Genomic DNA, 23,570 nt, shown 5'->3' with positions numbered 1-23,570 from the left:
AGGCTGGGGGAGTGACGGATGCTGTGAACACGTACCCCGGCGAGCGACTCGGGCTCCCCGAATCCGGTTCCGGGAGCATCGCACGTCCCGGTCGTCGCATCGGAGCACTCCTGATCGACTACGCGGCTGCCACGATCATCGCGACGGGTTTCCTCGGTTACGACCAGTTCGCGCTGCCCACCGAGGCCGGACTGACGCAGTTCGCCCCGATGCTCGTGTTCGCTGTCCTGCAGATCGTCTTCATACCGACGGCGGGCGGAAGCCCTGGCCACCGGATCCTCGGGATGCGTCTGGTCCGACGCGACGGCGGGTGGATCGGGCTGTGGCGTCCGATCGTCCGCACGCTGCTCCTCGTGGTCGTGGTGCCAGCGGTCATCTGGGATGCGGATCAGCGAGGCCTCCACGACAAGGCGGTCGGCACGATCCTGATCCGCACCTGAGCCGTGATCAGGCCCTGCCGCGGTTGCGGCGACGCGCTTCCCGTGGTGCGCGGCCGCCGAGGAACGACCGTGCCGGGTCGACGGAGAATCCCTGTCGCAGAGCTTCCCGGCCGATGAGCATGCGGAAGCCCATCTCGTCGCGGTTGCTGAGCGTCACCTCGGCGAGGACCTCCCGGTCGACGAGTCGGATCAGCAGCTCGACGACGAACCGTTCCTGCGCATGTCCTGAGGAGCTGCGCACCGCGCGACGATCGTGTACAGGACACTCGACGACCACCGCGTCCTCCTGGCTGTCCTGCCAGGGTTTGACCTTGAAGCGGACCCAGGGCTGGTCGTCCTGCTCGAACTCCACGACGTCGAATGCGTGCAGGGAAGACGTGCGCGCGCCCGTGTCGATCTTGGCTTTGAGCCAGTCGACCCCGAGATCGGGCAGGCTCACCCATTCTCGCCACCCCGTAAGGGTGTTTGAATGGGGGGTAGTCCTACTCACCTGATACATCCTGGCAGGAAAAATCCCCCGTGAAGATCGCAGTGCTCTCCCGCGCGCCGCAGGCGTACTCCACCCAGCGTCTGCGTGCAGCAGCGCTCCAGCGCGGGCACAACGTGAAGGTGCTCAACACGCTGCGCTTCGCGATAGATCTGACCTCGGATGAACCCGACCTCCACTATCGAGGTCGGCAGCTCAGCGACTACGACGCGATCCTGCCGCGCATCGGCAACTCGATCACCTACTTCGGCACCGCGGTCGTGCGGCAGTTCGAACAGATGGACGTCTACACGCCGAACACCGCGAACGGCATCTCGAGCGCCCGCGACAAGCTCCGCGCCAACCAGATCCTCTCCCGGCACAACATCGCGATGCCGCCGACCGCGTTCGTCCGCAACCGTGCCGACGTGCGTCCGGCGATCGAGCGCGTCGGCGGGGCACCCGTCGTCATCAAGCTGCTCGAGGGTACTCAGGGCATCGGTGTGATCCTCGCCCCCCAGGTGAAGGTCGCGGAGGCGATCATCGAGACGCTGCACTCCACCAAGCAGAACGTGCTGATCCAGAAGTTCATCTCCGAGAGTCGTGGTCGCGACATCCGCGCGCTGGTCGTCGGCGACCGCGTGGTCGCCGCGATGCGGCGTTCCGCCGCCGGTGATGAGTTCCGGTCGAACGTGCATCGGGGCGGCTCGGTCGAGGCCATCGAACTCGACCCCGTGTACGAGCGCGCCGCCGTGCGCTGGGCCTAGTTCCTGGGCCTGCGCGTCGCGGGCGTCGACATGCTGGAGGGCGACGACGGACCGCTCGTGATGGAGGTCAACTCCTCGCCGGGCCTTCAGGGCATCGAGACCGCGACCAAGCTCGACGTGGCGGGTGCCATCATCGACTACATCGCCGGACAGGTCGCGTTCCCCGAGATCGATGTGCGCCAGCGGCTCACGGTCTCGACGGGCTACGGCGTCGCAGAGCTGATGGTGCACGGCGCTGTCGATCTGGTGGGGAAGACCCTGGGCGAAGCGGGGCTCTGGGAGCGGGACATCACGGTGCTCACGCTCCACCGCGGGGTCAGCGTGATCCCCAACCCCCGCAAGCACGTCGTTCTGGAGGCCGACGACCGGCTGTTCTGCTTCGGCAAGCTCGACGAGATGCGCTCGATGGTTCCCGAGCGTCGTCGACGCCGCGCGAAGGTCCGTCGTCTGCCACGGCAGCCGCTCTCCGAGTGAGCACACAGAACGCGGCCGCCCTCCGAGGAGGACGGCCGCGTTCTGCGTGCTTCTGCGGTACGGAGACTCAGCGTGGACGCTGGGAGCGCACCTTGGTCGGATCGATCCCCTTCGGGATCGGCAGCGACGACAGCGACTGCGACACCGAGTCGACGCGGCGGATGACAGCGGCCATCGTCGCCTTGTCGATCGCCTTGGGGAGCTTCTTGATGGTCTTCGCGAGGTCGGCGATCGCGACTTCATCGTCGCCGTGCCCCACGTAGAGGACCGTGACGGGAACGCCGTGCGCGACGCGCTGAGCCTTGCTGCGCTCTTCGTTCACCAGCCGGGTGAGTCGACCACGCGCACCTTCGCCGACCACCACGATGCCGCCACGGCCGATCGTGCGGTAGACGGCTTCCTGCGTCTTGGGGTTGATGCCGACGGGAGTCTCCGACGCCTGCCAGCTACGGCCGAGGCTCGTGCTGAGCACGTGGCCGGTGGCGCCGGGCATGCCGTCGATCTTCGTGTACATCGCCGACGTCGACATGCGCGTCATGAGGAAGAGCGCACCGAGGATGCCCAGCATGAGCCCGGTGACGCCCCACAGGATGAGCGTCCAGATCTGGAACGGCGGAATGAGGTATCCGGCAAGCAGACCGATCAGGACGCCGCCGAGGAGGATCGCGAGCTGCGCCCAGGGAAGCCACGGGTAGGCCTCGCGGGTGAACCGGAAGAGGGACTTGATCTGGGAGAAGAACCCAGGACGCTTTTCGGGTTCAGGAGCACGCTTTGCCATGGAGACCAGCCTACCGAGTCCGCGGGCCGCGTGATGTCGACGTTCGCGTGAAGCGGAGCGGGCGGGCGGACTGCTCCTGCACATCGGGACTTCGAGCGATATCGACGCACATCGCCCAGGAACGAAGAACGCGCGCCGGCAGGTGAGCTGTGATGGAGGAATGGCAGACATCAGGACCGAGGAGTCGGGGGAGACGGCGCTCGTTCCGAGAGCGCATCGCGTGGTCCGGACGCTCGACCCGGCGGAGGGGCCTTTCCCCGGGTCACTGGTGACGTGTGGGAGCGCGGTTGCCGTGCGCCGGGATGCCGAGGAACTCGACGGCTGGGTCGGCTGGCGCTATGCCGGTGCCGAGCACATCGCGGCACCGATCGACGTGATCCGCCGCAGGGGAGGACACGACGTGCTGCTCCCGTGGTGCACGGAACGGATATCGGCGTTCGTGGTCCGCCGCGTGGCTGCGGACGCACCGCTGACGCCGGGAGAGTCGACCACCCTCGTGATCAGCATGCTGCGAGGGCTGGACGAGATCGGCGTCGAGGGGGCCAGCGGGGGCGAGTGGTGGTTGACCGATGGTGGACGACCGGTGTTCGTCTTCGGTGCAGGGACCGACGCTCGCGCGGGAGCGGAGGCGGTCGTCGCCCGCCTGTCGGAGCACAGCTTCGACAAGGTCATGGTGCGTGCTCTGGGAGTGGTGGAGCGCGCACTCGCGAGCTCGGCAGGTCAGCCCCGGGTTCCGCGGAAGCTGCTCGAGGCGGGGAGGTCGAGCTGTTGAACGTGGCCGCACCGCAGCCCCTCGATCTCAGCCTGCACGCGCCAGAAGCCCCGAGTGACGTCCTTCACGCCCTCAGGCCACGCGGACAGACCTCACCGCGCGCGGAGCTGCGACGCAGATCCGAGGCCGACACGGCGACAAGCGGCCTCGGTCGGGTCGCTCTCGGCCTGCAGGCTGGTGTCACCGCGGTCGTCGCCCGCGCCGAGGAACTCTTCAGGTCTGTGTGGCGGCCGCGACGAGCGCCTCAGAAGGCGGGAACCAGCCCGGCTGACATGCGGCGTGGTAGACGGCGGCGGGCGATGATCATCGCGGGGACGGCTGCTGCGGCCGTGCTCGTGGGCGGAATGCTCTGGCCGGTCGGAGGTGCGGAGGGCGCACCCGAGGACAGGTCTCGCCATGCGGTTGCGGACACGCGACCGGACGCCCCCGGTACGCCACGTCGCCCGGGCGATACGCGGGCGGATCAGAGCGACCTCGGAGAAGGCGGATCTGACGAGTCCGGCGCCGTGCCGACACCCCCGGTCTCGTCGCCGACCGACCCCAGCCCCGAGGTTGCGGCCGTTGCCGTGCTCGAGACGATCGCAGATTGTCGCGCTCGGGGATGCGACCTGCGCCGAGGGAGTGGCGGCCGGGGCAGAAGGCGTGGTCGCCGCACTCGGCGCGGCCGCCGATGCCTCGCCGGGAATCGAGTTGGTTGACGAGTACGGAGATGTCGCCGTGGTGCGACTCCTCGTCGACCCGACAGCGGAGGGGAAGGCGGATGCGGACACAGCCGAGCAACTCATGGTCGTGCTCATCCGCGCACATGAGAAATGGCTGGTCCGCGACGTGTATGACGTCGCGGACCAGCCAGGATGATTCTCTGTCAGGCGCCGAGCTGAGAGGCGAACTGCGCCGACTCGAGTCGAGACTTGACCGCGCCGAGGAAGCGGGCGGCGTCCGCACCGTCGATGATCCGGTGATCATACGACAGGGCGAGATACACGTAGGACCGGATGGCGATGGCGTCTGCACCTCCGACCTTCACCAGACCGGGACGCTTGACGACGGTGCCCGTTCCGAGGATCGCGGACTGCGGGAGGAAGACGACGGGCGTGTCGAACAACGCGCCGCGCGAACCGGTGTTGGTGAGGGTGAACGTGCCACCGGCGAGCTCGTCGGGCTTCAGCTTGTTGTCGCGGGTGCGCGCGGCGAGGTCGGCGATCTCGTGAGCGATCTCGGCGATGTTCTTCGAGGCCGCATCCCGGAGAACTGGCGTGAGCAGGCCACGCTCGGTGTCGACCGCGATCGAGACGTTCTCGCTCGCCGGGTAGACGATGTTCTCGCCGTCGACGGTCGCGTTCACGATCGGGAACGCCTGCAGAGCCTCGGCGGTCGCGAGCGCGAAGAACGGGAGGAACGAGAGCTTGTCGCCCGTCTTCTCGAGGAACGACGCCTTCACGCTGTCGCGGTACTCCGAGAGGGCGGTGACGTCGACCTCGACGACTGTCGTGAGCTGAGCGGTCTGCTGCATCGACTCCACGGCGCGCTTTGCGAGCACCTTGCGCAGACGCGACATCGGCTGCGTCGTGCCGCGCAGCGGAGAGACCTCCAGCGGAGCGGGAGCCGCAGCGGAAGCCGCGGGGGCGGTCGCTGCGGTCTCCGCAGCCTTGAGGACGTCTTCCTTGCGGATGCGGCCACCCACGCCGGTGCCCTTGACGGAGGCGAGATCCACACCCTGCTGGGCAGCCAGCCGGCGGACCAGCGGCGTGACGTAGAGGTTGTCGCTCTCGGTCGGCAGCGTGAGCTTCGGTGCGGCCGGAGTTTCGGCAGGCGCGGGAGCGGCTGCAGGTGTTGCGGAGCGGCTGCAGGTGCCGGAGCAGCAGCGGCGGGTGCCGGAGCAGCAGCGGCGGGTGCCGGAGCAGCGGGCGCTTCCGCGGCGGGAGCAGCAGGCGCTTCGGCGGGGGCGGCAGGAGCGGCACCCGAGCCGACACGTGCGAGCACGGCGCCGACGGCGACCGTCTCATCCTCCGCGGCGACGATCTCCTGCAGCACACCGGCGATCGGCGACGGGATCTCGGTGTCGACCTTGTCGGTCGAGATCTCCAGCAGAGCCTCGTCCACCGCGACGGTGTCGCCGACCTGCTTCAGCCAGCGGGTGACGGTGCCTTCGGTGACGCTCTCGCCCAGTTCGGGAAGCACGATGTCGGTCGCGTCTCCGGCCGGTGCTGCCGGGGCTGCTTCGGGTGCCGGCGTCTCTGCGGCCGGCGTCTCGGGCGCGGGAGCCTCGGCGGCGGGCGCGGCCTCGGCCGGTGCTTCTTCGGCAGCGGGCGCAGCGGCTTCGGGAGCGTCCGCAGCAGGAGCTGCTCCGCTGCCGTCGCCGATGCGCGCGAGGAGGGCGCCGACCTCGACGGTCTCGTCCTCGGCCACGAGGATCTCCTCGATCACACCGGTGACAGGGGAGGGGATCTCGGTGTCGACCTTGTCGGTCGAGATCTCGAGCAGGCCCTCATCTGCCTGCACGGTGTCTCCCACCTGCTTGAGCCAACGGGTGACCGTACCCTCTGTGACGCTCTCGCCGAGAGCGGGGAGGACCACGGATGTGCTCATGACTGAGTCTCCTTCAGGAAGTTGTATGACGCTTGTCTAGCTTAGTGACTCGGGCACCGGTTGGTGCTCAGAGGGCGTGCAGGGGCTTGCCGGCCAGTGCCAGGAAGGCTTCGCCGAGTGCCTCGCTCTGGGTCGGGTGGGCGTGGATCAGCGGGGCGATGTCTTCCGGGTGCGCCTCCCAGGCGACGGCGAGCTGGCCTTCGGTGATGAGTTCTCCCACCCGATCGCCGAGCAGATGGACACCCACGACCGGGCCGTCCTTGAGACGGACGACCTTCACGAGACCGCTCGTCCCGATGATCTCACTCTTCCCGTTGCCTGCGAGGTTGTACTCGTAGGCGACGATGGCGTCCGCACCATGCTCTTCCGCCGCCGCGGCCTCGCTGAGGCCGACGGATGCGACTTCGGGGCTCGAGTAGGTGACCTTCGGGATCTGCGCGTCGGGGATGTTCGCGGGCGACATGCCCGAGATGCGCTCAGCGACGGCGATGCCCTGCTGGAAGCCGCGGTGGGCGAGCTGGAGTCCCGGAACGATGTCACCGACCGCCCACACGCCGGGCGCCCCGGTGCGCAGCTCCTCGTCCACGGTGACGAAGCCGCGATCCAGAGTCACGCCGGCTTCCTCGAAACCGAGATCGGCGGTGACCGGACCGCGTCCGACGGCCACCAGGAGGTAGTCGGCGGAGAACTCCTTGCCGTCCTCGAGCGTGACGGTGACGGACGCGTCATCCTGCCGAGCACTCTGGAACCGGATGCCGAGGGAGTACTGGATCCCGCGGCGACGGAACGCACGCTCCAGCCCCTTGCTGAGGGTGATGTCCTCATTCGGAACCAGGTGCGGCAAGGCCTCGATGATCGTCACCTCTGAACCGAACGACCGCCACACGCTGGCGAACTCGACGCCGATCACGCCTCCACCCAGGATGAGGACGCGTTCGGGGATGACGTCGAGTGCCAGCGCCTGCTCGCTCGTGAGGATCCGACCGCCGATGTCGAGCCCGGGGAGCGAACGGCTGTAAGAGCCGGTCGCGAGCACGACGTCGGCGCCGACGTACACGTCGTCACCCACACTCACGCTGCGGTCGGGGTTGAGCCGACCGAGGCCGGCGACGGTCGTGATGCCGCGCGCCTTGACGAGCCCTTCGAGACCCTTGAACTTCTTGGCGACGATCCCTTCGCGGTAGGCGCGGACTCCGGCGGGATCGATGCCCTCCAACGTCGCGGTGACGCCGACCGATGCGGCGTCGCGCACGTGCTCTGCGACCTCGGCCGCGTGCAGCAGCGCCTTGGTGGGGATGCATCCGCGGTGCAGGCAGGTGCCGCCGACCTTGTCCTTCTCGATCAGGGCGACGGACTTGCCGAGTTCACTCGCGCGCAATGCAGCGGCGTAGCCACCGCTGCCGCCGCCCAGGACGACGATGTCGAAGGTGTGGGTTGTCATGTGTCATGCCTCCGTGTGGGATGCGTCGGCGAAGGCGACGATCGATCGGACCATCGCCCCCGTTGGGCCCTTCTCAGTGAAGCCGTACGCTGCGCCGGCGTGCTCGCCGGAGCCCGCGATGTCGAGATGCACCCAGGGGATGCGGGGGGCGTCGTCGGCATCCGATGTACGACCGACGAAGCGGCGGAGGAACAGCCCGGCGAAAGACGCGCCGCCCATCCGATCTCCCATGTTCGCGTTCTGCAGATCGGCGATGGGTGATTCGAGCGACTCCTCCATGTAGGCGGGGAGGGGCATGTGCCAGGCAGGCTCATCCACCTGTTCAGCGGCGGCGAGGAACTCCGCGACCGTGTCGTCGTCGCCGAAGACACCCGTATGCCGGTGGCCGAGCGCCGCGACGATCGCGCCGGTGAGCGTGGCGACGTCGATGATGACGTCAGGGTGCTCGCGGCTCGCCGCCACGAGTCCGTCCGCGAGTACGAGGCGGCCCTCGGCGTCGGTGTTCTGGACCTCCACGGTCGTGCCGTCCAGGATGCGGATGACGTCGCCAGGGCGCAGAGCGCGGCCGGACGGCATGTTGTCGGTGATGCACAGCCACGCGGTCACGTGCACGGGGAGACCCAGCGTCGCGATCGCTCGCAGGGCCGCGAGAGAGGTCGCGGCTCCCGCCATGTCGAACTTCATGCCCACCATCGACGCCGCCGGCTTCAGCGACAACCCGCCGGTGTCGAACGTGATGCCCTTGCCGACCAGAGCGATGTGACGCGTGGCGTCGGCGGGGAGTAGTCGAGGCGCACGAGTCGAGGTGGCCGGTCCGAGCCTTGGCCGACACCCAGGATGCCGCCGAAGCCCTGGTCGGCGAGCGCCTTCTCATCGAGGATGTCGACGGTGACGTCGAGGTCGGCGACACTCTCGGCTGCGCTCTGCGCGAGCGCTGGGCCGGACTCTGCCACTCGGCTGGGACGTTCACCAGGTCCTTGATGAGCCCCACCGCGTCGCCGATCACCTGCGCGCGCGCAGCACCTTCGTCGGTGAGCGCGGCGTGGATCGTGACCGCGGTCGCGCGCGTCTTGCCCTTCTCGGAGCGGTAGCCGTCGAAGCGGTGGCCGCCGAGCACGGCGCCTTCCGCGGCCGCGTCGGCGAACGTCTCGAGACCGTCGGCGAGGCCGAGCGCGATGTGGTCGAATCCGGTGAGCGAGCGAAGGGCCGCACCCGCCGCACGGCGCACCGCGCCGGCATCCGGTGTGTCGCCGGCGCCCACGACGGCGAAAGGCACCGGAGAGACATCGGGAAGATGGACCCGCGCGAAGGATCCGGCTGAGCCGGTGAAGCCGATCCCGGCCAGCATGTCGGCGAGGCCGGGGTACGAGGCGAGCGATTCCGCCGACTCGGGAAGAGCCGAGACGACGAGCACTGCGGCATCTGCAGCGCTTCCGGGGAACTGATCGGTGGTGTGCGAGAGCACGGGAAGCGTCATGCCTCCATCCTAGGATCACCGTCCGAGCGCGGACGTACGCCCGCGGCCCGCGTGTTCGCTCTCAGCGAGACGGGCCGGGGCCCGGCGCGGAGACGTGCTCGTAGCATGGAGTCATGCCCTTCTCCGGTGAGATCCACGAACGCGTCGCGAATGCGCCGACGGTGCCGCATGGCCTGCCCCTTGTGCTTCTCCTGACAGGTTTCACCGACGCCGGCAGCGCCGTGTCCGGACTGATCGATCATCTGCGCGAGACGGCGTCGCCGGAACCGGTCGTCATCTTCGACAACGACGCGCTCCTGGACTATCGAGCCCGCCGCCCGGTGATCGCGTTCGATCAGGACCACCTCACCGAGTTCCGTCCGCCGCGCCTCGAACTCTCCCTCGCGACGGACGCCCTCGGACGCCCGTTCCTCCTTCTGGCCGGGTACGAGCCGGACTTCGCCTGGAACGGCTTCGCGAGCACGGTGCTCGACCTCGCGGCGGAGTTCGAGGTGTCCGGTCTGCACTGGGTGCACTCGATCGCCATGCCCGTGCCGCACACCCGGCCGATCGGCACGACGGTGAGCGGCAACCGTCGCGAGCTGACGGTCGCTCATTCGGTGTGGCGCCCGCGCACCCAGGTCCCTGCGACGGCGGGGCACCTGCTGGAGTTCCGGTTCGTCGAGCGCGGAGAACGCGCGGTCGGCTTCGTGCTGCTCGTTCCGCATTACCTGGCGGAGACCGAGAACCCGGAGGCTGTGATCGCCGCGGCGGAGCGTCTGATGGCGTCGACCGGTCTCGTGCTGATGCTCGACGCCGTACAGGAACGCCGAGAGGACTATCTGGCGCGCGTCGACGAACAGGTCGCCGGTAACGACGAGCTCCAGCAGATGGTGCACAACCTCGAGCGTCGCTATGACGCGTACATGGCGGGGCGGAATCCGGACGACGACACCTACGACGAGGGCGGGTTCAGCGAACGGGACCTGCCGAGTGCAGACGAACTGGCGGCCGAGTTGGAGCGCTATCTGGCCTCTCGTCCTTCCGGTGACGAAGACAAGCCGGGCCGCGGCTGACTCCGATCGGAGAGAACTTCGCCGGAATGCGTCCGCATCGCCACACGTGTGCGATACTAGGACTCCGACCCGTTGTCAATCAGTGTTTTCGAGCACTGGACTTGACAAGGGTCTTACTAGTGTCCGAAATGTCCCGGGGCTACACAGCAGCCCCGTGAAAGGCGAAACGTGACTCCTGCCACGACGAAGAACACCCGGACGAAGAAGGCTGCCGAAGAGACGACCGCCGACGCTCCGGTCGAGACCGATGCGCCAGAGAAGCCTGCGCCTCTGAGCGCGGCGAAGCGTGCTGCCGCGAAGCGCGCCCCCGTCAAGAAGAAGAAGTCCGAGGACGTCGTCGAAGAAGACGAGGCTCCCGCAGCTGCTGCTGTCGAGGACGACGAAGACGAAGACGCCAAGCCAAAGTTCACCGAGCCGCTGCCGACCGGCGCCATCGTCATCTCGTCGAACGACGACGAAGACGTCCCGGTCTACTCCACGCAGATCACCGGCGCCACGGCCGATCCGGTCAAGGACTACCTGAAGCAGATCGGCAAGGTCGCACTGCTGAACGCGGCCGAAGAGGTCGAGCTCGCGATGCGCATCGAGGCCGGACTGTTCGCCGAGGAGAAGCTCTCCGCGATGTCGGCTGCGGAGAAGACGAGCCAGCTCGGTCTCGATCTGCAGTGGGTGGCGCGCGACGGACAGCGGGCGAAGAGCCACCTGCTCGGTGCGAACCTGCGTCTCGTCGTCTCGCTCGCCAAGCGCTACACGGGCCGCGGCATGCAGTTCCTGGACCTGATCCAGGAGGGCAACCTCGGCCTCATCCGCGCCGTCGAGAAGTTCGACTACACCAAGGGCTTCAAGTTCTCGACGTACGCCACCTGGTGGATCCGTCAGGCGATCACCCGCGCGATGGCCGACCAGGCGCGCACGATCCGCATCCCGGTGCACATGGTCGAGGTCATCAACAAGCTCGCCCGCGTGCAGCGGCAGATGCTGCAGGACCTCGGTCGCGAACCCACTCCGGAAGAGCTCAGCCGCGAGCTGGACATGACCCCGGAGAAGGTCGTCGAGGTGCAGAAGTACGGCCGCGAGCCGATCTCGCTGCACACGCCGCTCGGTGAAGACGGAGACAGCGAGTTCGGTGACCTCATCGAGGACACCGAGGCCGTCGTCCCGGCAGACGCCGTGGGCTTCACGATGCTGCAGCGTCAGCTCGAGCAGCTGCTCGACTCGCTGTCGGAGCGCGAGGCCGGCGTGATCCGCATGCGCTTCGGCCTCGGCGACGGTCAGCCGAAGACGCTCGACCAGATCGGCGACACGTTCGGCGTGACGCGCGAGCGCATCCGTCAGGTCGAGTCCAAGACGATGGCGAAGCTGCGACACCCGAGCCGTTCGCAGTCGCTGCGGGACTACCTCGAGTGATGCAGGCGAACGACGGCAAGGCGCTCGAGACGAGCGTCGACGGAAAGAGCTATGCGCGCATCCCGCTGCGCACCCGCGTGGTCATGCCGGACGACGACCTCGATGCCATCATCACCGAGTACGCGAAGGATGCGGTACAGCCGGGCGACCTGTTGTTCGTGACCGAGAAGATCGTGGCGATCACGCAGGGCCGCTCCTACCGCCTCGACGAGATCAAGCCGCGCAAGCTCGCCCTCTTCCTGTCGAAGTACGTCACCCGCACGCCGTACGGCATCGGACTCGGCATGCCGGAGACGATGGAGATGGCGCTGCGGGAGTGCGGCACTCCGCGGATCCTGTTCGCATCGGCCGTGGCCGCGGTGACCAAGGCATTCGGCCGACGCGGTGACTTCTACCGCATCGCCGGCGACAAGGCGAGGGCGATCGACGGTCCCACCAAGCACACCATCCCTCCGTACAACGAGGCTGTCGTGCTCGGGCCCAAGGATCCGGATGGCGTCGCTGCCCGCGTGAAGGCTCTCATCGGCGGCCAGGCGGAGGTCGCCGTCGTCGACATCAACGACCTGGGCGGCAACATCCTCGGTTCGACACTCGACAAGGCCGGCGAGAATCGGCTCGTCAAGATCCTCGGCGACAACCCGCTCGGCCAGGGCCTGGAGTCCACGCCGCTCGGCATCGTCCGCGCGATCTGAGAACTCCCGTCATGACGAAGGCCCCGGATGCTCGGCATCCGGGGCCTTTCGCCTTCGCGGCCTCAGAAGCCGATGACCTCGCGATAGCGCGGCTTGTGACCGGTGCGGATGCCCGTGACACTCGGCTTGTTCTCATAGACGCCCGCGCCCCAGTTGCCCTCCACGAGCACCGGGCCGTCTGGGGATACGACGATGTCCCAGCCGACGTACTGCACCTGGGGGACGACGCGGGCGACCTCGTCGATGAATGCGCGCACCTGGTCCATGTACGGCAGTTGGAAGTCCGCGATGCGGAAACCCGAGTCGGGGTGCGTCTCGTGCACATGGCCGTGCGAGTCGTACCCGGCGCCGACCGCATGGCCGTTCTCGTCGAGCATGGTGTAGAAGCCGCCGAAGGTCATCTGGTCGCTCACCGCGCCACGGCCGAACTTCTGGGCCATCGCGAGGATGTGCGCCTTCTCGCCATCGAAGAACGCGGTGATCCTGGTCGTGTTCACGGTCCCGGGGCACACGGCCGCGAGAGCGTCGTGCTGACGGATCACCTCTTCGATGAGGAGCTCGCCGCGCTCGAGGAGGCCACGGTGGAAAGCATCCCAGTCATCGATGTCGGCGGCGTGGTAGCGGTGCACGCCGGTGCCCGCCTGGCCGACCGGTTCCTTGGTGACGATCGTGCCGAGGCGCTGCGTGAGCTCGCGGACGGCATCGGCGTTGCCCGCTTCCACGACCAGCCATTCGCGCCGCAGGAACGGCGAGAACTGCTTGTCGAACTCGACCTTGTCCTGGAAGATCCAGCGATAGTCGGGGTGGTCGTACCGCTGTGAGAGCTGGTTGGAGACCGGGTGGGTCATGTACGTCTCGCGCTCGGCCTTCGTCAGCATCGCGAAGTCGTAGTCGATGTAGTCCTGGAACCCGACGTTGTGACGCGCGGCAGACCACAGCATGTCGACGACGATCGCGGGAACCGCCTTGTGGTGCTGCTCGGACGCCTCTTTGGCGCGTTCCACCACCGATCCGACATCGATGCGGCGGGCACGTCCCAGCAGGTAGCGGATGCGGGGCGCGAGGGAAAGACGAGACATGAGGCTCCAGGGTCGGGGTCCTCACCAGTCTACGGGGGCACGGACGCTCGACCTGGGAGCCGGAAGCTAGGCTGGAGAACGTGTGTGAGACGACCTCCAGCGCCCTGCCGCTCGCGATGATCTCCCGGTCGGCCCTGGCATCCGCGGCCTCCGTCGCCGTGGCCGCCGGAGGTCGCACGGCAGATCTCCGGCGTGATGCGTGGGGCCACGGACTCCTCGCTGTGGCACATGCCGTCACGGCGGCGGGCGCGGAGAAGGTGCTCGTCGATGCGCCCGGAGAAGTCGAAGCGCTCCGCCTGGAAGGCATCCTCGGGGTCACGTCGGCAGAGCCGGACATCGATTCGACGCTGCTCTACGGTCTGCCCGATGCGACGGGAGCCCTCGCGACGCGCCCCGTGATGCGCCTGACCGGCCGCGTCATGTCCACCAAGAAGCTCCACCCCGGTGACGCCGTCTCCTATGGGTACACGTTCCGGGCCGAGGTCGCCACCACCGTCGCGCTCGTGACCGGAGGATATGCCCAAGGCATCGTGCGAGCGCTCGGGAACCGCGCCGATGTCGAGGTCGATGGAACGGCACATCCGATCATCGGGCGCGTGGCGATGGATGTCTGCGTCGTGGACCTGCAGGGCGACGACGCCGCGGTCGGAGACGAGGTCACCTACTTCGGCGGCACGGGTCCGGTTGCCGCGGGAATCGCACGATGGGCGGAGATCACCGGTTTGGAATCCTCGGAGCTCGTCACCGTCTCGGGGGCCCACGCGGTGCGGGGGTGGGAGGCGTGACGCGTCCGGAGCTGCGACTGCGCAGCAGCATCCTCCGTGCCAACATCGTCGCCGTGCGCGAACGGGTGTCGCCTTCGGCCCTCATGATCGTCCTGAAAGACGACGCCTACGGACACGGGCTCGCCTGGGCGGTCGAGAACGCTCTGCGCGTGGGCGTCGACTGGTTCGGCAGCTACGACATCCGCGGCGGGATCGTCACCCGTCAACTCGTCGGCGGTGAAGCCAGGATCTTCGCCTGGGCCACCTCGACCGACACCGAGATCGACGATGCGCTGCTGCAGGACATCGACCTCGGAGTCGGGACCGTGGAGTATCTGCGGCGGATCGTCGCCCGTGCCTCCGTCCTCGGCGCGCGTGCCCGCGTTCACCTCAAGATCGATACGGGACTGCACCGCAACGGTGTGCTGGCGGAGGACTGGGCATCGGCGATCGCGGAGACGCGCGCAGCGGAACAAGCGGGCCTCGTGGAGCTCGTCGGCGTGTGGAGCCACATCGCCGAGGCGAGCGATGCCGAGGACGACGAAGCGCAGGCGATCTTCCTCGACGCGGTCCGTGTCGCGGAGCAATCCGGCACCGCGCCGTCGGCTCTGCACCTGACCGCCTCAGCAGCATCGTGGTGGCGTCCGGAGCTGAGGGCACGGTCTCGCGGATCGGCGCCTTCTGTTACGGCATCCGCTCTGCCGAGGGGCCCGACCTCGACGGCGTGACGCCCGCCGCGCAGCTGGTCGCCACCGTCACCGAGACGCGAGAGGAGGCGGTGACGATCGACATCGGCAGCTTCGACGGTCTCCCCTCGACGCTCGCCGGAGTGACCGTCGGAACGCCCGCCGGGGGGCGAACCCTCCTGCGGGTGAACCGCACATCGTCCGTGGTGGACGCCTGGACCGGCGCTCGCGTCGGAGAAGAGGTCGTGCTGTTCGGCCCTGGAACCTCGGGGGAGCGTTCGGCGACTGCTCTCGCCGAACACATCGACACGGTCGGCGAAGAGATCCTCACCAGACTGACGTCGCGGGTGCGCCGAGTGGTCATCGACTGACCAGCGGCGCCCTCGCGATCAGGGGGTGTCGATCAGACGCGCGGTCTCGTCGTGCCAGCTGGTGGCGACGCTGCGGAGCTTCTCTTCGTACTTGCGTCCGTGGTGGGCGCAGAACAGGAGTTCGGATCCGTTGACCTCCGCGGCGATGTACGCCTGAGCGCCGCAGGAATCGCAGCGATCCATGGCCGTCAGACGGAACTCGACGGTGGAGGTGTCACGTTCGGTCGTTGCATTCATCTCGGCGCCTCCTCGGGTGTCGGCTTCGCGGGGGATTTGGTCAATACAACCATGCTGTGCCTGTGTGCATGCCCGGTTTGCGGCGTGTTTCGCTCAGCGCGTACGGGCAGGCACCCGGCTGATGCCGTCCGGGGAGTGTCTGCGGCCGGAGTCGGGGTGGCGAGAATAGACTCGGAGATTGTGAATGCCGAGTATTCCGCCCATCATCTCCAGGTCCTCGAGGGACTCGAAGCTGTCCGCAAGCGCCCCGGGATGTACATCGGGTCGAACGGCTCGCCGGGACTCATGCACTGCCTGTGGGAGATCATCGACAACGCCGTCGACGAGGCCGTGGCCGGCAACGGCTCGAAGATCGACGTCATCCTGCATGCCGACGGCAGCGTCGAGGTGCACGACCGCGGGCGCGGCATCCCGGTCGACGTCGAGCCGCGCACCGGCCTGACGGGCGTCGAGGTCGTCTACACCAAGCTGCATGCCGGCGGAAAGTTCGGCGGCGGATCCTACGCGGCCTCCGGCGGTCTGCACGGCGTCGGCGCCTCCGTCGTCAACGCGCTCTCCGAGCGGCTGGATGTCGAGGTGGATCGCGGCGGCAAGACCTACGCGATGTCGTTCCACCGTGGGGAGCCCGGCATCTTCACGGACTCCGGCGAGAAGCGCCCCGATGCGCCGTTCACGCCGTTCGAGGAGAACAGCGAGCTCCGCGTGATCGGGAAGACCCCGCGCGGGGTGACCGGCACGCGCGTGCGCTACTGGGCGGATCGGCAGATCTTCACCAAGGATGCCGCTTTCCAACTGGGCGACCTCGAGACGAGGGCGCGCCAGACCGCGTTCCTCGTTCCCGGGCTCGAGATCGTCGTGCGGGACGAGCGGACCGACCGCACGGCGGATGTCGCCGGTGACGCCGAGGACATCACCGCTCAGACCGGTGTCGTCGAGACCTCGTACCTCTACGAGGGCGGGATCTCCGAGTTCGTCGACTACCTCGCCATCGACCCGCCGGTGACCGACACCTGGCGCATCCAGGGCGAGGGCACCTTCAAGGAGACCGTCCCGGTGCTGCAGGCGGACGGGCACATGGTCGCGACCGAGGTGGAGCGCGTGTGTGCCGTCGACCTCGCGATGCGCTGGGGCACCGGCTACGACACCCGCGTCCGATCGTTCGTGAACATCATCGCGACTCCCAAGGGGGGAACGCACCAGCAGGGCTTCGAGCAGGAGCTCCTCAAGGTGCTCCGCACGCAGGTCGAGCAGAACGCGCGCCGGCTCAAGGTGGGCAACGACAAGCTCGAGAAGGACGACGTCCTCGCCGGGCTCACGGCGGTGCTCACGGTCAACGTGCCAGAGCCGCAGTTCGAAGGCCAGACCAAGGAGGTTCTCGGGACCCCGGCGGTGCGGCAGATCGTGGCGCAGGTGATCCGCAAGGACCTGGCGCAGCGTTTCGGGTCGACCAAGCGCGACGACAAGAATCAGGCGTCACAGCTTCTCGACAAGATCGTCTCCGAGATGAAGGCGCGTGTGTCCGCGCGCGCACACAAGGAGACGCAGCGCAGGAAGAACGCCCTCGAGTCCTCGACTCTCCCGACGAAGCTCGTCGACTGCCGCACGAACGAGGTCGAGCGCAGTGAGCTCTTCATCGTCGAGGGAGACTCGGCGCTCGGCACGGCGAAGAACGCGCGAAACAGCGAGTTCCAGGCCCTGCTGCCGATCCGCGGCAAGATCCTCAACGTGCAGAAGGCGTCGGTCGGCGACATGCTGTCGAACGCCGAGTGCGCGTCGATCATCCAGGTGATCGGGGCGGGCTCCGGTCGCACGTTCGACATCGGCGCCGCGCGGTACGGGAAGATCATCCTGATGAGCGATGCCGACGTCGACGGCGCACACATCCGCACGCTGCTGCTCACACTGTTCTTCCGCTACATGCGCCCGCTGATCGAAGACGGTCGCGTGTTCGCCGCTGTTCCGCCGCTGCACCGGATCATCGTGATGAACCCCGGCTCCAAGCCGAACGAGACGATCTACACGTACAGCGAGCAGGAGATGCATGCCCTGCTGGCGAAGCTCCGCAAGGCGGGCAAGCGCTGGCACGAACCGATCCAGCGCTACAAGGGTCTCGGCGAGATGGACGCCGAGCAGCTGGCGAACACGACGATGGACCGCTCCGGACGCCTTCTGCGTCGTGTGCGGATGGAGGATGCCGAGGCCGCGGGTCGCGTCTTCGAACTGCTCATGGGCAATGAGGTAGCCCCGCGTCGGGAGTTCATCATCGACTCGTCGGATCGACTGTCGCGCGAGTCGATCGACGCCTGAGTCGGCCGGACGGATGAGAAGAGGGACCAGGTCGCCCTGGTCCCTCTTCTCATCCGAGTCGCCGGTGGGGCGTCAGACGAGGGTCCGGCCGATGCTGCCGATCACGCCGTCGATCGGCTGGCCCGAGGCATCTCGGCGAGCGCCCGTCTCCGGCAGCTTGCGCACTGCTCCCGTCGGGTCGACGGCCTGGGGCGGGCTCGCTCCGACCCAGGCGACCGTGAGGCGGTCTTCGCCCTTCAGGAAGGCATGTGCGCGCACGCCACCCGTGGCGCGGCCCTTCGCGGGATACTCCGCGAAGGACGACACCTTCGCGCGGCCGGGGTCCGTTCCGGGGAGGATGCTCTCGCCGCCGGACACGGTGGCCACGACGGCGTCCGTCGTCGGGTCGACGGCGCCGAAGAAGAGGACCGACGCCCCGGAGCCGAGCTTCACGCCGGCCATGCCGCCAGCCGGGGCACCCTGCGGACGAACCGTCGATGCGGGGAAGCGGAGCAGTTGGGCGTCGGTGGTGACGAAGACGAGTTCGGTGTCGTCCGAGGCCTCGGCCGCACCGACGACGGTATCGCCCGGCTTCATCCCGATGACCTCGAGGTCGGGTCGCACGGGCAGCGAGGAAGGCACGATGCGCTTGACCGTCCCCTGCGCGGTTCCGAGCGCGATCGGGGTATCGCTGTCGAAGCGGACGAACCCGAGGACCTTCTCACCCTTGGTCGTGATGCCGAGATAGTCGCGCAGCGGCGTGCCAGCGGCGAGCTGCACCGATGTCGACGGCACGGACGGCAGGTCGACCGGAGAGAAGCGCACGACACGACCCAGACTCGTCACCGCACCGATCTCCGCGCGGACCGTCGTCTCGATCGTGGTGAGGATGGCGTCGTGCTTGCTTCGCCGTGCAGGGACGCCGAGTTCTTGACCCTCGCCGAGGTCGACCCGCACGGCGCGACCGGTGGTCGACAGCACGAGCACGGTGGGGGCGTCGGCGATCTGCAGGTCGACGGCACCCTTCGTGGCCCGCGGCTTGGGGGCGCCGCGTTCATCAAGAGGGTTCGACGAGGCGTGCCATAGGCGTCGGCGGCGGCATCGAGCTCGCGCGCGACGACGGCGCGCAGCAGCACCGGACTCCCGAGGAGTTCTCGCAGCGACGCGATCTCCGCCAGCAACGCGTCGCGTTCGGTCTCGAGTTCGATGCGCGAGAACTTGGTCAGACGACGCAGGCGCAGCTCGAGGATGTACTCGGCCTGCAGCTCGCTGAGATCGAAGACGGAGCGAAGCCGCGTCCTGGCCTGCTCCGAGTCGTCGGAGGAGCGGATCACCTGGATGACCTCGTCGATGTCGAGGATCGCGATGAGCAGTCCCTCGACGAGGTGCAGGCGCTCTTCGCGTCGCGCGAGGCGATAGCGACTGCGACGCGTGATGACCTCGAGGCGGTGCCCGACGTAGACGCTCAGCATCTCTTTGAGGCCGAGAGTGCGCGGCTGGCCGTCGACGAGCGCGACGTTGTTGATGCTGAAGGAGTCCTCCAGCGGGGTCAGACGGTAGAGCTGCTCCAGGACGGCATTCGGGTCGAAACCGGTCTTGACCCCGATCGCCACGCGCAGCCCGTGGTTGCGGTCGGTCAGGTCGGTGACGTCGCTGATGCCCTGCAGCTTCTTGGCCTGCACGGCGTCGCGGATCTTCTCGATCAGTCGTTCGGGTCCCACCATGTAGGGGAGTTCGGAGACGATGATGCCGGTGCGTCGAGGGCCGAGCGGCTCGATCGAGGTCTTGCCGCGGACCTTGAGAGCGCCTCGGCCGTTCGTGTATGCGTCTTTGACCCCGTCGAGCCCCATCAGGATCCCGCCGGAGGGGAAGTCGGGTCCCGGGACGAACTCCATCAACTCCTCGGTGGTCGCGTCCGGGTTCTCGAGCAGGTGGGTGGCAGCGGCGACGACCTCGATGAGGTTGTGCGGGGCCATGTTGGTCGCCATGCCGACGGCGATGCCGCTGGCGCCGTTCACGAGCAGATTGGGGAACGCCGCGGGGAGCACCGCGGGCTGCTGGAACTGCCCGTCGTAGTTCGGGATGAAGTCGACGACGTCTTCGTCGAGATTCTCGGTGAGTGCGAGGGCAGCGGCGGCGAGACGAGCCTCGGTGTATCGGGCGGCGGCAGGCCCGTCGTCGAGCGAGCCGAAGTTGCCGTGGCCGTCGACGAGGGGCACGCGCAGAGCCCACTCCTGTGCCAGACGCACCAGGGCGTCGTAGATCGCCGAGTCGCCGTGCGGATGCAGCTTCCCCATCACCTCGCCGACGACACGGGCGCTCTTGACGTGTCCGCGGTCGGGGCGCAGGCCCATCTCGGCCATCTGGTAGAGGATGCGCCGCTGCACCGGCTTGAGGCCGTCACGGGCATCGGGCAGGGCCCGTGAGTAGATCACCGAGTACGCGTACTCGAGGAACGAACCCTGCATCTCCGAGGAGAGGTCGATGTCCTGGATGCGCTCCTCGACGGGCTCGGGCGGCGGCGTTTTCGGCATGGACTTCCTGAAGGCGTACGGGAGCCTGTGTCAGACTGGCTCGGATGTCCCTCATGCTACCGTCCGAGTCGCCGAGCGTTCGGAGCGTCGTCGGGGTGGCGGCGGACCTGTCATCCGCGCTCCGCGGTGAATCCGCTGCGCTCCCGCGCGTGGATGCGGCTGTCCTCGTCGTGATCGACGGACTCGGTGCGATCAGCCTGCGCAGTCATGCCGGACATGCGCGCGCTCTGACAGCCGGGATGGCGAAGAAGGACGTCGCCCGAACCGTGTTCCCTTCCACGACGGCAGCGGCGCTCACGAGTATCGTCACGGGTGTGTGGCCCGGCGAACACGGACTGGTGGGCTATCGTGTGCGGGATGCGAGCCGCGACATCCTCGTCAACCAGCTCAGCGGCTGGGAGACGGACGGCATCGACCCGCTCACCTGGCAGGCGGCAGAGACGATCTTCGAACGCGCGGGTCGCGACGGGCACCCGAGCTTCGCGGTCGGATTCGGCGGCTACGCGCACAGCGGGTTCACCAAGGCGACCCTCCGAGGGGCGGAGTTCGTCGCAGCGACGACGGCTGCCTCGCGCATCGAAGCCGCGTACGCACTCGCCCAGGGGAGTGCGGGTTCACTCGTCTACTGCTACCTGCCTGAGGTCGACAAAGCCGGTCACAAGTACGGCATCGCCTCGCGCGAATGGGTCGCCGCGCTCGAGGACATCGACGCCGCACTCTCGGCACGCGTGCCTCCCGGAGTCGGCGTACTCGTCACATCGGATCACGGGATGGTCGATGTGCCGGTGAACCGCCAGGTCGTGCTCGACGCAGAGCATCTCGCCGGGGTGCGCCACATCGGCGGCGAGCCTCGGATGCTCCACGTTTATCTCGAACCCGACGCCGACTCCGCCGCGGTGACTGCGCGTTGGAGAGCCGATCTCGAGGGTGTGGCCGACGTGATCACTCGCGAAGAGGCCGTTCAGCTCGGACTGTTCGGACCGACGGTGACTGAGGCGGCCGCGTCGCGGATCGGCGACCTGCTGGCGATCGCACGCGGCGCATGGGCCATCTACGACGGTACGGCTGCGGACCAGCGAGGGCGCGGAATGATCGGCCAGCACGGCGCTCTCACGCCGGAGGAGCGGAACGTGCCGCTGCTGCGCCTGGGGGCGTTCGCGCGCTGACCGTCACTCGTCGGTGCGTGCCCCGAAGACGATCTCGTCCCATGAGGGCATCGCGTTGCGTCGACGTCGCCGACCGCTGGAGTCGCCCGTCTCGGAGGGTGATGGCTGAGAGGTCTGCGTCGGCTCCGGTTCGTCCTGCTGCTGCTCGAGCGCATCGAAAAGCGCGATCGGGTCGGAGTGATCGTCGTCTTCGGTGTCTTCGAGAACGGGCGCCGTCTCGCGCTGACCGCGCCGGCGACGGAGCGCCTCGAGCAGATCGGCGGTCTCCGGGTTGGTGCTCTGCGCCGAGGGTGCGCGTTTGATCGCCGCATCCTGCGCGGCGACGTCGGAGCGCGCCGGAAGGGCGGGGTCCTCGAGCTCCGCCTCGGGTGCCGGGAGCAGGCGGGGGCCGAACGCCCCGGAGTCGAAGCGGCTCTCATCCTTGTAGGGAGACGTGGCACGGTCGGCCTCGACGGCCCGGAGGCGGGGGATGAGGCCCTCGGGAAGGGAGCCTTGACGTGAGAGCTGGGTGGCATCCGCGTTCAACGGCGAGAGGGCGCTGCGACGCGGGTCGAAGCTCCAGCGCGCATCGTGCTCGACGTCGTTGGCGGTGAACTCGAGCTTGACCGTCCAGCCCGCGTCTCCCTTCCAGCTGGCCCAGCGTTCCGCGGTGGCCGCGACCTCATCGAGCTTCGCGCGGACGGCGGCGCCGAAGGTGGGCTGGGCGTCGGGCTCGACCTCGCTGCCGATGAGGACGGGGACCGCGAGGGCCTGACCGATGATGTGCTCCCGCTCGGCGAGGACCGGGCCCTCGAACCGTGCGACGTCGTCGACGCTGATGCCGAGGAGTTCGGCGACCTCCGGAGCCGTGAGACCGGCGCGGATCTGCGCCTGGATGTCGCGGGGACTCGCGGCGAGCTTCTGGGCGGTGGGCTCGGACTGGCGCGTGGCGCGACGGATCTCCCGCTGCAGCATGTCGTCGATGGGCAGCGCGAACCGCTCGCCCGACTCGGTCGCGAGTACGAGGACTCCTGCTTCAGTGCCGACGATGGTGACGTTTTCCATGCGAATGCCCCTCTGATGGGTGTCCGTTCATGGTGTCACGCGACGAGCGCAGCGGCGGGGAATACCCTGGGCGTGCCGTGAGTTTGCTCTGTCGCACGGACCCGCATTTGCGTTATGCCTTTGCGTCGTGCAAACTATGGCCGCCGAATACCCGACGGCGCACCACCCACTCGCACCATGAAAGTGGAGATCTACCGCATGGCAACCGATTACGACGCCCCCCGAAAGAGCGAAGACGACTCCGAGTCGATCGAAGCCCTCAAGGAGCGTGTGCCGGACAAGAACTCCGGCTCAAGCGGGGACGAAGACTCCGACAACCCGTCGAGCTTCGACCTTCCGGGTGCCGACCTTTCCGATCTCGAGCTCGATGTCGTCGTGCTGCCTGCGCAGCAGGACGAGTTCACGTGCATGAGCTGCTTCCTCGTGAAGCACCGCTCGCAGCTCGACCACGAGGGCGCATCCGGGCCCATCTGCAAGGAGTGCGCTGCCTAGCAGTCCTCCGAGCGACGTCTCACGCGCCCCCGACCCTCCGGTCAGGGGCGCGCTGTCGTTCCCGGGCGCGTTTCCGTCAGGCGCGGGCGGCCCGGATAGCCGCAGCCAGGCGATCGGGCGTGCGGCTGGAGATCGTCCAGGCGACGACGGGATCGTCCGCATCGATGTTCGGCACGATGACGATGCCGTCGATGCCGCCGCGGATCAGGTGCCAGCCACGGGCCGGGAGATCGGGACCGCGCGCCTGTCTGGCCTCTTCTCCGGTCAACGCCACCGGTTCACCGAGGAATCGCGCGTCGATGTGCGCGCGTCCGACGCGGAGCACCGTGCCCTCCACGGCGACGACGGGCGTCGCGAGCACGAACCCGAGCACGAGGAGCGCGGAGACCACCGCTCCCAGCACGAGCGCGAACGTCGAACCGATGGGGACGAAGACGAGTGACACCATCGGTCCGGCAACCGCGACGGTGACGAGAAGCCACAGGCTCGGGGAGAGCCGTTCGCGATAGCGGGTACGTGCGTCTGTGGCGGGGTTCTGCATTAGCCTCATGGG

Annotated in this window: 19 protein-coding genes and 4 pseudogenes; 13 read left to right on the top strand and 10 right to left on the bottom strand. The window is 68.1% G+C overall.

The features are described from left to right. Positions 1–11 precede the first annotated feature (11 nt). On the top strand, positions 12–440 hold the full coding sequence (locus tag G4G29_RS10800; RefSeq protein ID WP_244631899.1) for an RDD family protein: 429 nt from the start codon (positions 12–14) through the stop codon (positions 438–440). A 7-nt stretch (positions 441–447) separates the two neighbouring features. Here G4G29_RS10800 and G4G29_RS10795 read toward each other — a convergent pair whose 3' ends face one another. Next, positions 448–939 carry a RimK/LysX family protein gene (locus G4G29_RS10795; protein WP_183150128.1) on the bottom strand — a complete coding sequence of 164 codons (492 nt, stop codon included), beginning with the start codon at positions 937–939 and terminating at the stop codon, positions 448–450. 20 nt (positions 940–959) lie between these two features. Here G4G29_RS10795 and G4G29_RS10790 point away from each other — a divergent pair. Next, positions 960–2,147: pseudogene (locus G4G29_RS10790) on the top strand (RimK family alpha-L-glutamate ligase). Between the two features lie 67 nt (positions 2,148–2,214). Here the strand turns inward: G4G29_RS10790 and G4G29_RS10785 are convergent. Continuing rightward, positions 2,215–2,925, bottom strand: a complete 711-nt coding sequence (locus G4G29_RS10785; protein WP_183150127.1) for a DUF4191 domain-containing protein — start codon at positions 2,923–2,925, stop codon at positions 2,215–2,217. A 160-nt stretch (positions 2,926–3,085) separates the two neighbouring features. Here G4G29_RS10785 and G4G29_RS10780 point away from each other — a divergent pair, with 160 nt between their 5' ends. Both G4G29_RS10780 and G4G29_RS10775 read left to right on the top strand, forming a co-directional pair. After that, positions 3,086–3,697: a hypothetical protein gene (locus G4G29_RS10780; protein WP_183150126.1), complete on the top strand. Its 612-nt coding sequence runs from the start codon at positions 3,086–3,088 to the stop codon at positions 3,695–3,697. A 642-nt stretch (positions 3,698–4,339) separates the two neighbouring features. Then, complete coding sequence (locus G4G29_RS10775; protein WP_183152926.1) at positions 4,340–4,555, top strand: hypothetical protein; 216 nt, start codon at positions 4,340–4,342, stop codon at positions 4,553–4,555. A 7-nt stretch (positions 4,556–4,562) separates the two neighbouring features. Here G4G29_RS10775 and sucB read toward each other — a convergent pair. From sucB to G4G29_RS10760, 3 genes and pseudogenes are all read right to left on the bottom strand, one after another. Next, positions 4,563–6,286: pseudogene (gene sucB, locus G4G29_RS10770) on the bottom strand (2-oxoglutarate dehydrogenase, E2 component, dihydrolipoamide succinyltransferase). Between the two features lie 67 nt (positions 6,287–6,353). Continuing rightward, positions 6,354–7,727: a dihydrolipoyl dehydrogenase gene (gene lpdA / locus G4G29_RS10765; RefSeq protein ID WP_183150125.1), complete on the bottom strand. Its 1,374-nt coding sequence runs from the start codon at positions 7,725–7,727 to the stop codon at positions 6,354–6,356. Positions 7,728–7,730: 3 nt separating this feature from the next. Beyond that, positions 7,731–9,204: pseudogene (locus G4G29_RS10760) on the bottom strand (leucyl aminopeptidase). A gap of 113 nt (positions 9,205–9,317) precedes the next feature. Between G4G29_RS10760 and G4G29_RS10755 the strand changes: the two are divergent. From G4G29_RS10755 to G4G29_RS10745, 3 genes are all read left to right on the top strand, one after another. Beyond that, on the top strand, positions 9,318–10,259 hold the full coding sequence (locus G4G29_RS10755; protein WP_183150124.1) for a PAC2 family protein: 942 nt from the start codon (positions 9,318–9,320) through the stop codon (positions 10,257–10,259). A gap of 168 nt (positions 10,260–10,427) precedes the next feature. Then, positions 10,428–11,666, top strand: a complete 1,239-nt coding sequence (locus tag G4G29_RS10750; protein ID WP_244631897.1) for an RNA polymerase sigma factor — start codon at positions 10,428–10,430, stop codon at positions 11,664–11,666. Beyond that, entirely contained in the window at positions 11,666–12,358 is a 693-nt protein-coding gene (locus G4G29_RS10745; protein WP_183150123.1) for a coenzyme F420-0:L-glutamate ligase, read from the top strand. The genes G4G29_RS10750 and G4G29_RS10745 overlap by 1 nt, the downstream gene beginning before the upstream one ends. 62 nt (positions 12,359–12,420) lie before the next feature. Here G4G29_RS10745 and G4G29_RS10740 read toward each other — a convergent pair whose 3' ends face one another. Further along, a complete protein-coding gene (locus G4G29_RS10740) occupies positions 12,421–13,437 on the bottom strand; it encodes a sugar-transfer associated ATP-grasp domain-containing protein (protein WP_183150122.1) in 1,017 nt (338 codons plus the stop codon). Between the two features lie 80 nt (positions 13,438–13,517). On the opposite strand from G4G29_RS10740, the gene G4G29_RS10735 reads away from it, so the two are divergent. Genes G4G29_RS10735 through G4G29_RS21965 form a run of 3 tightly spaced genes read left to right on the top strand, consistent with a single transcriptional unit; the run spans position 13,518 to position 15,258 of the window. Continuing rightward, positions 13,518–14,222 carry an alanine racemase C-terminal domain-containing protein gene (locus G4G29_RS10735; RefSeq protein ID WP_244631895.1) on the top strand — a complete coding sequence of 235 codons (705 nt, stop codon included), beginning with the start codon at positions 13,518–13,520 and terminating at the stop codon, positions 14,220–14,222. Continuing rightward, positions 14,219–14,929 (top strand): alanine racemase, encoded by a 711-nt coding sequence (locus G4G29_RS10730; protein ID WP_244631894.1) that lies wholly within the window; start codon positions 14,219–14,221, stop codon positions 14,927–14,929. Before G4G29_RS10735 ends, G4G29_RS10730 begins: the two co-directional genes overlap by 4 nt. Next, positions 14,926–15,258, top strand: a complete 333-nt coding sequence (locus tag G4G29_RS21965; protein ID WP_244631891.1) for an alanine racemase C-terminal domain-containing protein — start codon at positions 14,926–14,928, stop codon at positions 15,256–15,258. The genes G4G29_RS10730 and G4G29_RS21965 overlap by 4 nt, the downstream gene beginning before the upstream one ends. 18 nt (positions 15,259–15,276) lie before the next feature. On the opposite strand, the gene G4G29_RS10725 is transcribed toward G4G29_RS21965, so the two are convergent. Beyond that, the gene (locus G4G29_RS10725) at positions 15,277–15,495 is read right to left on the bottom strand and encodes a hypothetical protein (protein WP_183150121.1); all 219 of its coding nucleotides are present in this window, start codon (positions 15,493–15,495) and stop codon (positions 15,277–15,279) included. A 177-nt stretch (positions 15,496–15,672) separates the two neighbouring features. Here G4G29_RS10725 and G4G29_RS10720 point away from each other — a divergent pair, with 177 nt between their 5' ends. Then, positions 15,673–17,802, top strand: a complete 2,130-nt coding sequence (locus G4G29_RS10720) for a DNA topoisomerase IV subunit B (protein ID WP_202045652.1) — start codon at positions 15,673–15,675, stop codon at positions 17,800–17,802. Positions 17,803–17,874: 72 nt separating this feature from the next. On the opposite strand, the pseudogene G4G29_RS10715 reads toward G4G29_RS10720, so the two are convergent. Beyond that, positions 17,875–20,315: pseudogene (locus tag G4G29_RS10715) on the bottom strand (DNA topoisomerase IV subunit A). A 95-nt stretch (positions 20,316–20,410) separates the two neighbouring features. On the opposite strand from G4G29_RS10715, the gene G4G29_RS10710 reads away from it, so the two are divergent. Further along, positions 20,411–21,481: a nucleotide pyrophosphatase/phosphodiesterase family protein gene (locus tag G4G29_RS10710; protein WP_183152811.1), complete on the top strand. Its 1,071-nt coding sequence runs from the start codon at positions 20,411–20,413 to the stop codon at positions 21,479–21,481. 3 nt (positions 21,482–21,484) lie between these two features. Here G4G29_RS10710 and sepH read toward each other — a convergent pair whose 3' ends face one another. Beyond that, a complete protein-coding gene (gene sepH, locus G4G29_RS10705; protein ID WP_183150119.1) occupies positions 21,485–22,525 on the bottom strand; it encodes a septation protein SepH in 1,041 nt (346 codons plus the stop codon). Positions 22,526–22,723: 198 nt separating this feature from the next. On the opposite strand from sepH, the gene G4G29_RS10700 reads away from it, so the two are divergent. Next, positions 22,724–23,017, top strand: coding sequence for a DUF4193 domain-containing protein (locus G4G29_RS10700; protein ID WP_046747247.1), 294 nt, complete (start codon positions 22,724–22,726; stop codon positions 23,015–23,017). A gap of 76 nt (positions 23,018–23,093) precedes the next feature. Here the strand turns inward: G4G29_RS10700 and G4G29_RS10695 are convergent, their stop codons facing one another. After that, the gene (locus G4G29_RS10695) at positions 23,094–23,567 is read right to left on the bottom strand and encodes a DUF3093 domain-containing protein (protein ID WP_345941057.1); all 474 of its coding nucleotides are present in this window, start codon (positions 23,565–23,567) and stop codon (positions 23,094–23,096) included. Positions 23,568–23,570: the final 3 nt, after the last annotated feature.

Origin of the sequence: Microbacterium sp. Se63.02b, assembly GCF_014171575.1 — a bacterium.
Lineage (GTDB): Bacteria > Actinomycetota > Actinomycetes > Actinomycetales > Microbacteriaceae > Microbacterium.
Note: the sequence above shows the minus strand (reverse complement) of the source record. Positions and strands in the feature narration are given on the sequence as shown.

Excerpts from the sequence above, each read along its gene's own strand:
- G4G29_RS10795 (WP_183150128.1), bottom strand. The coding sequence starts at position 939 with ATGTATCAGGTGAGTAGGACTACCCCCCATTCAAACACCCTTACGGGG.
- G4G29_RS10785 (WP_183150127.1), bottom strand. The coding sequence starts at position 2,925 with ATGGCAAAGCGTGCTCCTGAACCCGAAAAGCGTCCTGGGTTCTTCTCC.
- G4G29_RS10780 (WP_183150126.1), top strand. The coding sequence starts at position 3,086 with ATGGCAGACATCAGGACCGAGGAGTCGGGGGAGACGGCGCTCGTTCCG.
- lpdA (WP_183150125.1), bottom strand. The coding sequence starts at position 7,727 with ATGACAACCCACACCTTCGACATCGTCGTCCTGGGCGGCGGCAGCGGT.
- G4G29_RS10755 (WP_183150124.1), top strand. The coding sequence starts at position 9,318 with ATGCCCTTCTCCGGTGAGATCCACGAACGCGTCGCGAATGCGCCGACG.
- G4G29_RS10745 (WP_183150123.1), top strand. The coding sequence starts at position 11,666 with ATGCAGGCGAACGACGGCAAGGCGCTCGAGACGAGCGTCGACGGAAAG.
- G4G29_RS10740 (WP_183150122.1), bottom strand. The coding sequence starts at position 13,437 with ATGTCTCGTCTTTCCCTCGCGCCCCGCATCCGCTACCTGCTGGGACGT.
- G4G29_RS10725 (WP_183150121.1), bottom strand. The coding sequence starts at position 15,495 with ATGAATGCAACGACCGAACGTGACACCTCCACCGTCGAGTTCCGTCTG.
- sepH (WP_183150119.1), bottom strand. The coding sequence starts at position 22,525 with ATGGAAAACGTCACCATCGTCGGCACTGAAGCAGGAGTCCTCGTACTC.
- G4G29_RS10700 (WP_046747247.1), top strand. The coding sequence starts at position 22,724 with ATGGCAACCGATTACGACGCCCCCCGAAAGAGCGAAGACGACTCCGAG.
- G4G29_RS10695 (WP_345941057.1), bottom strand. The coding sequence starts at position 23,567 with ATGAGGCTAATGCAGAACCCCGCCACAGACGCACGTACCCGCTATCGC.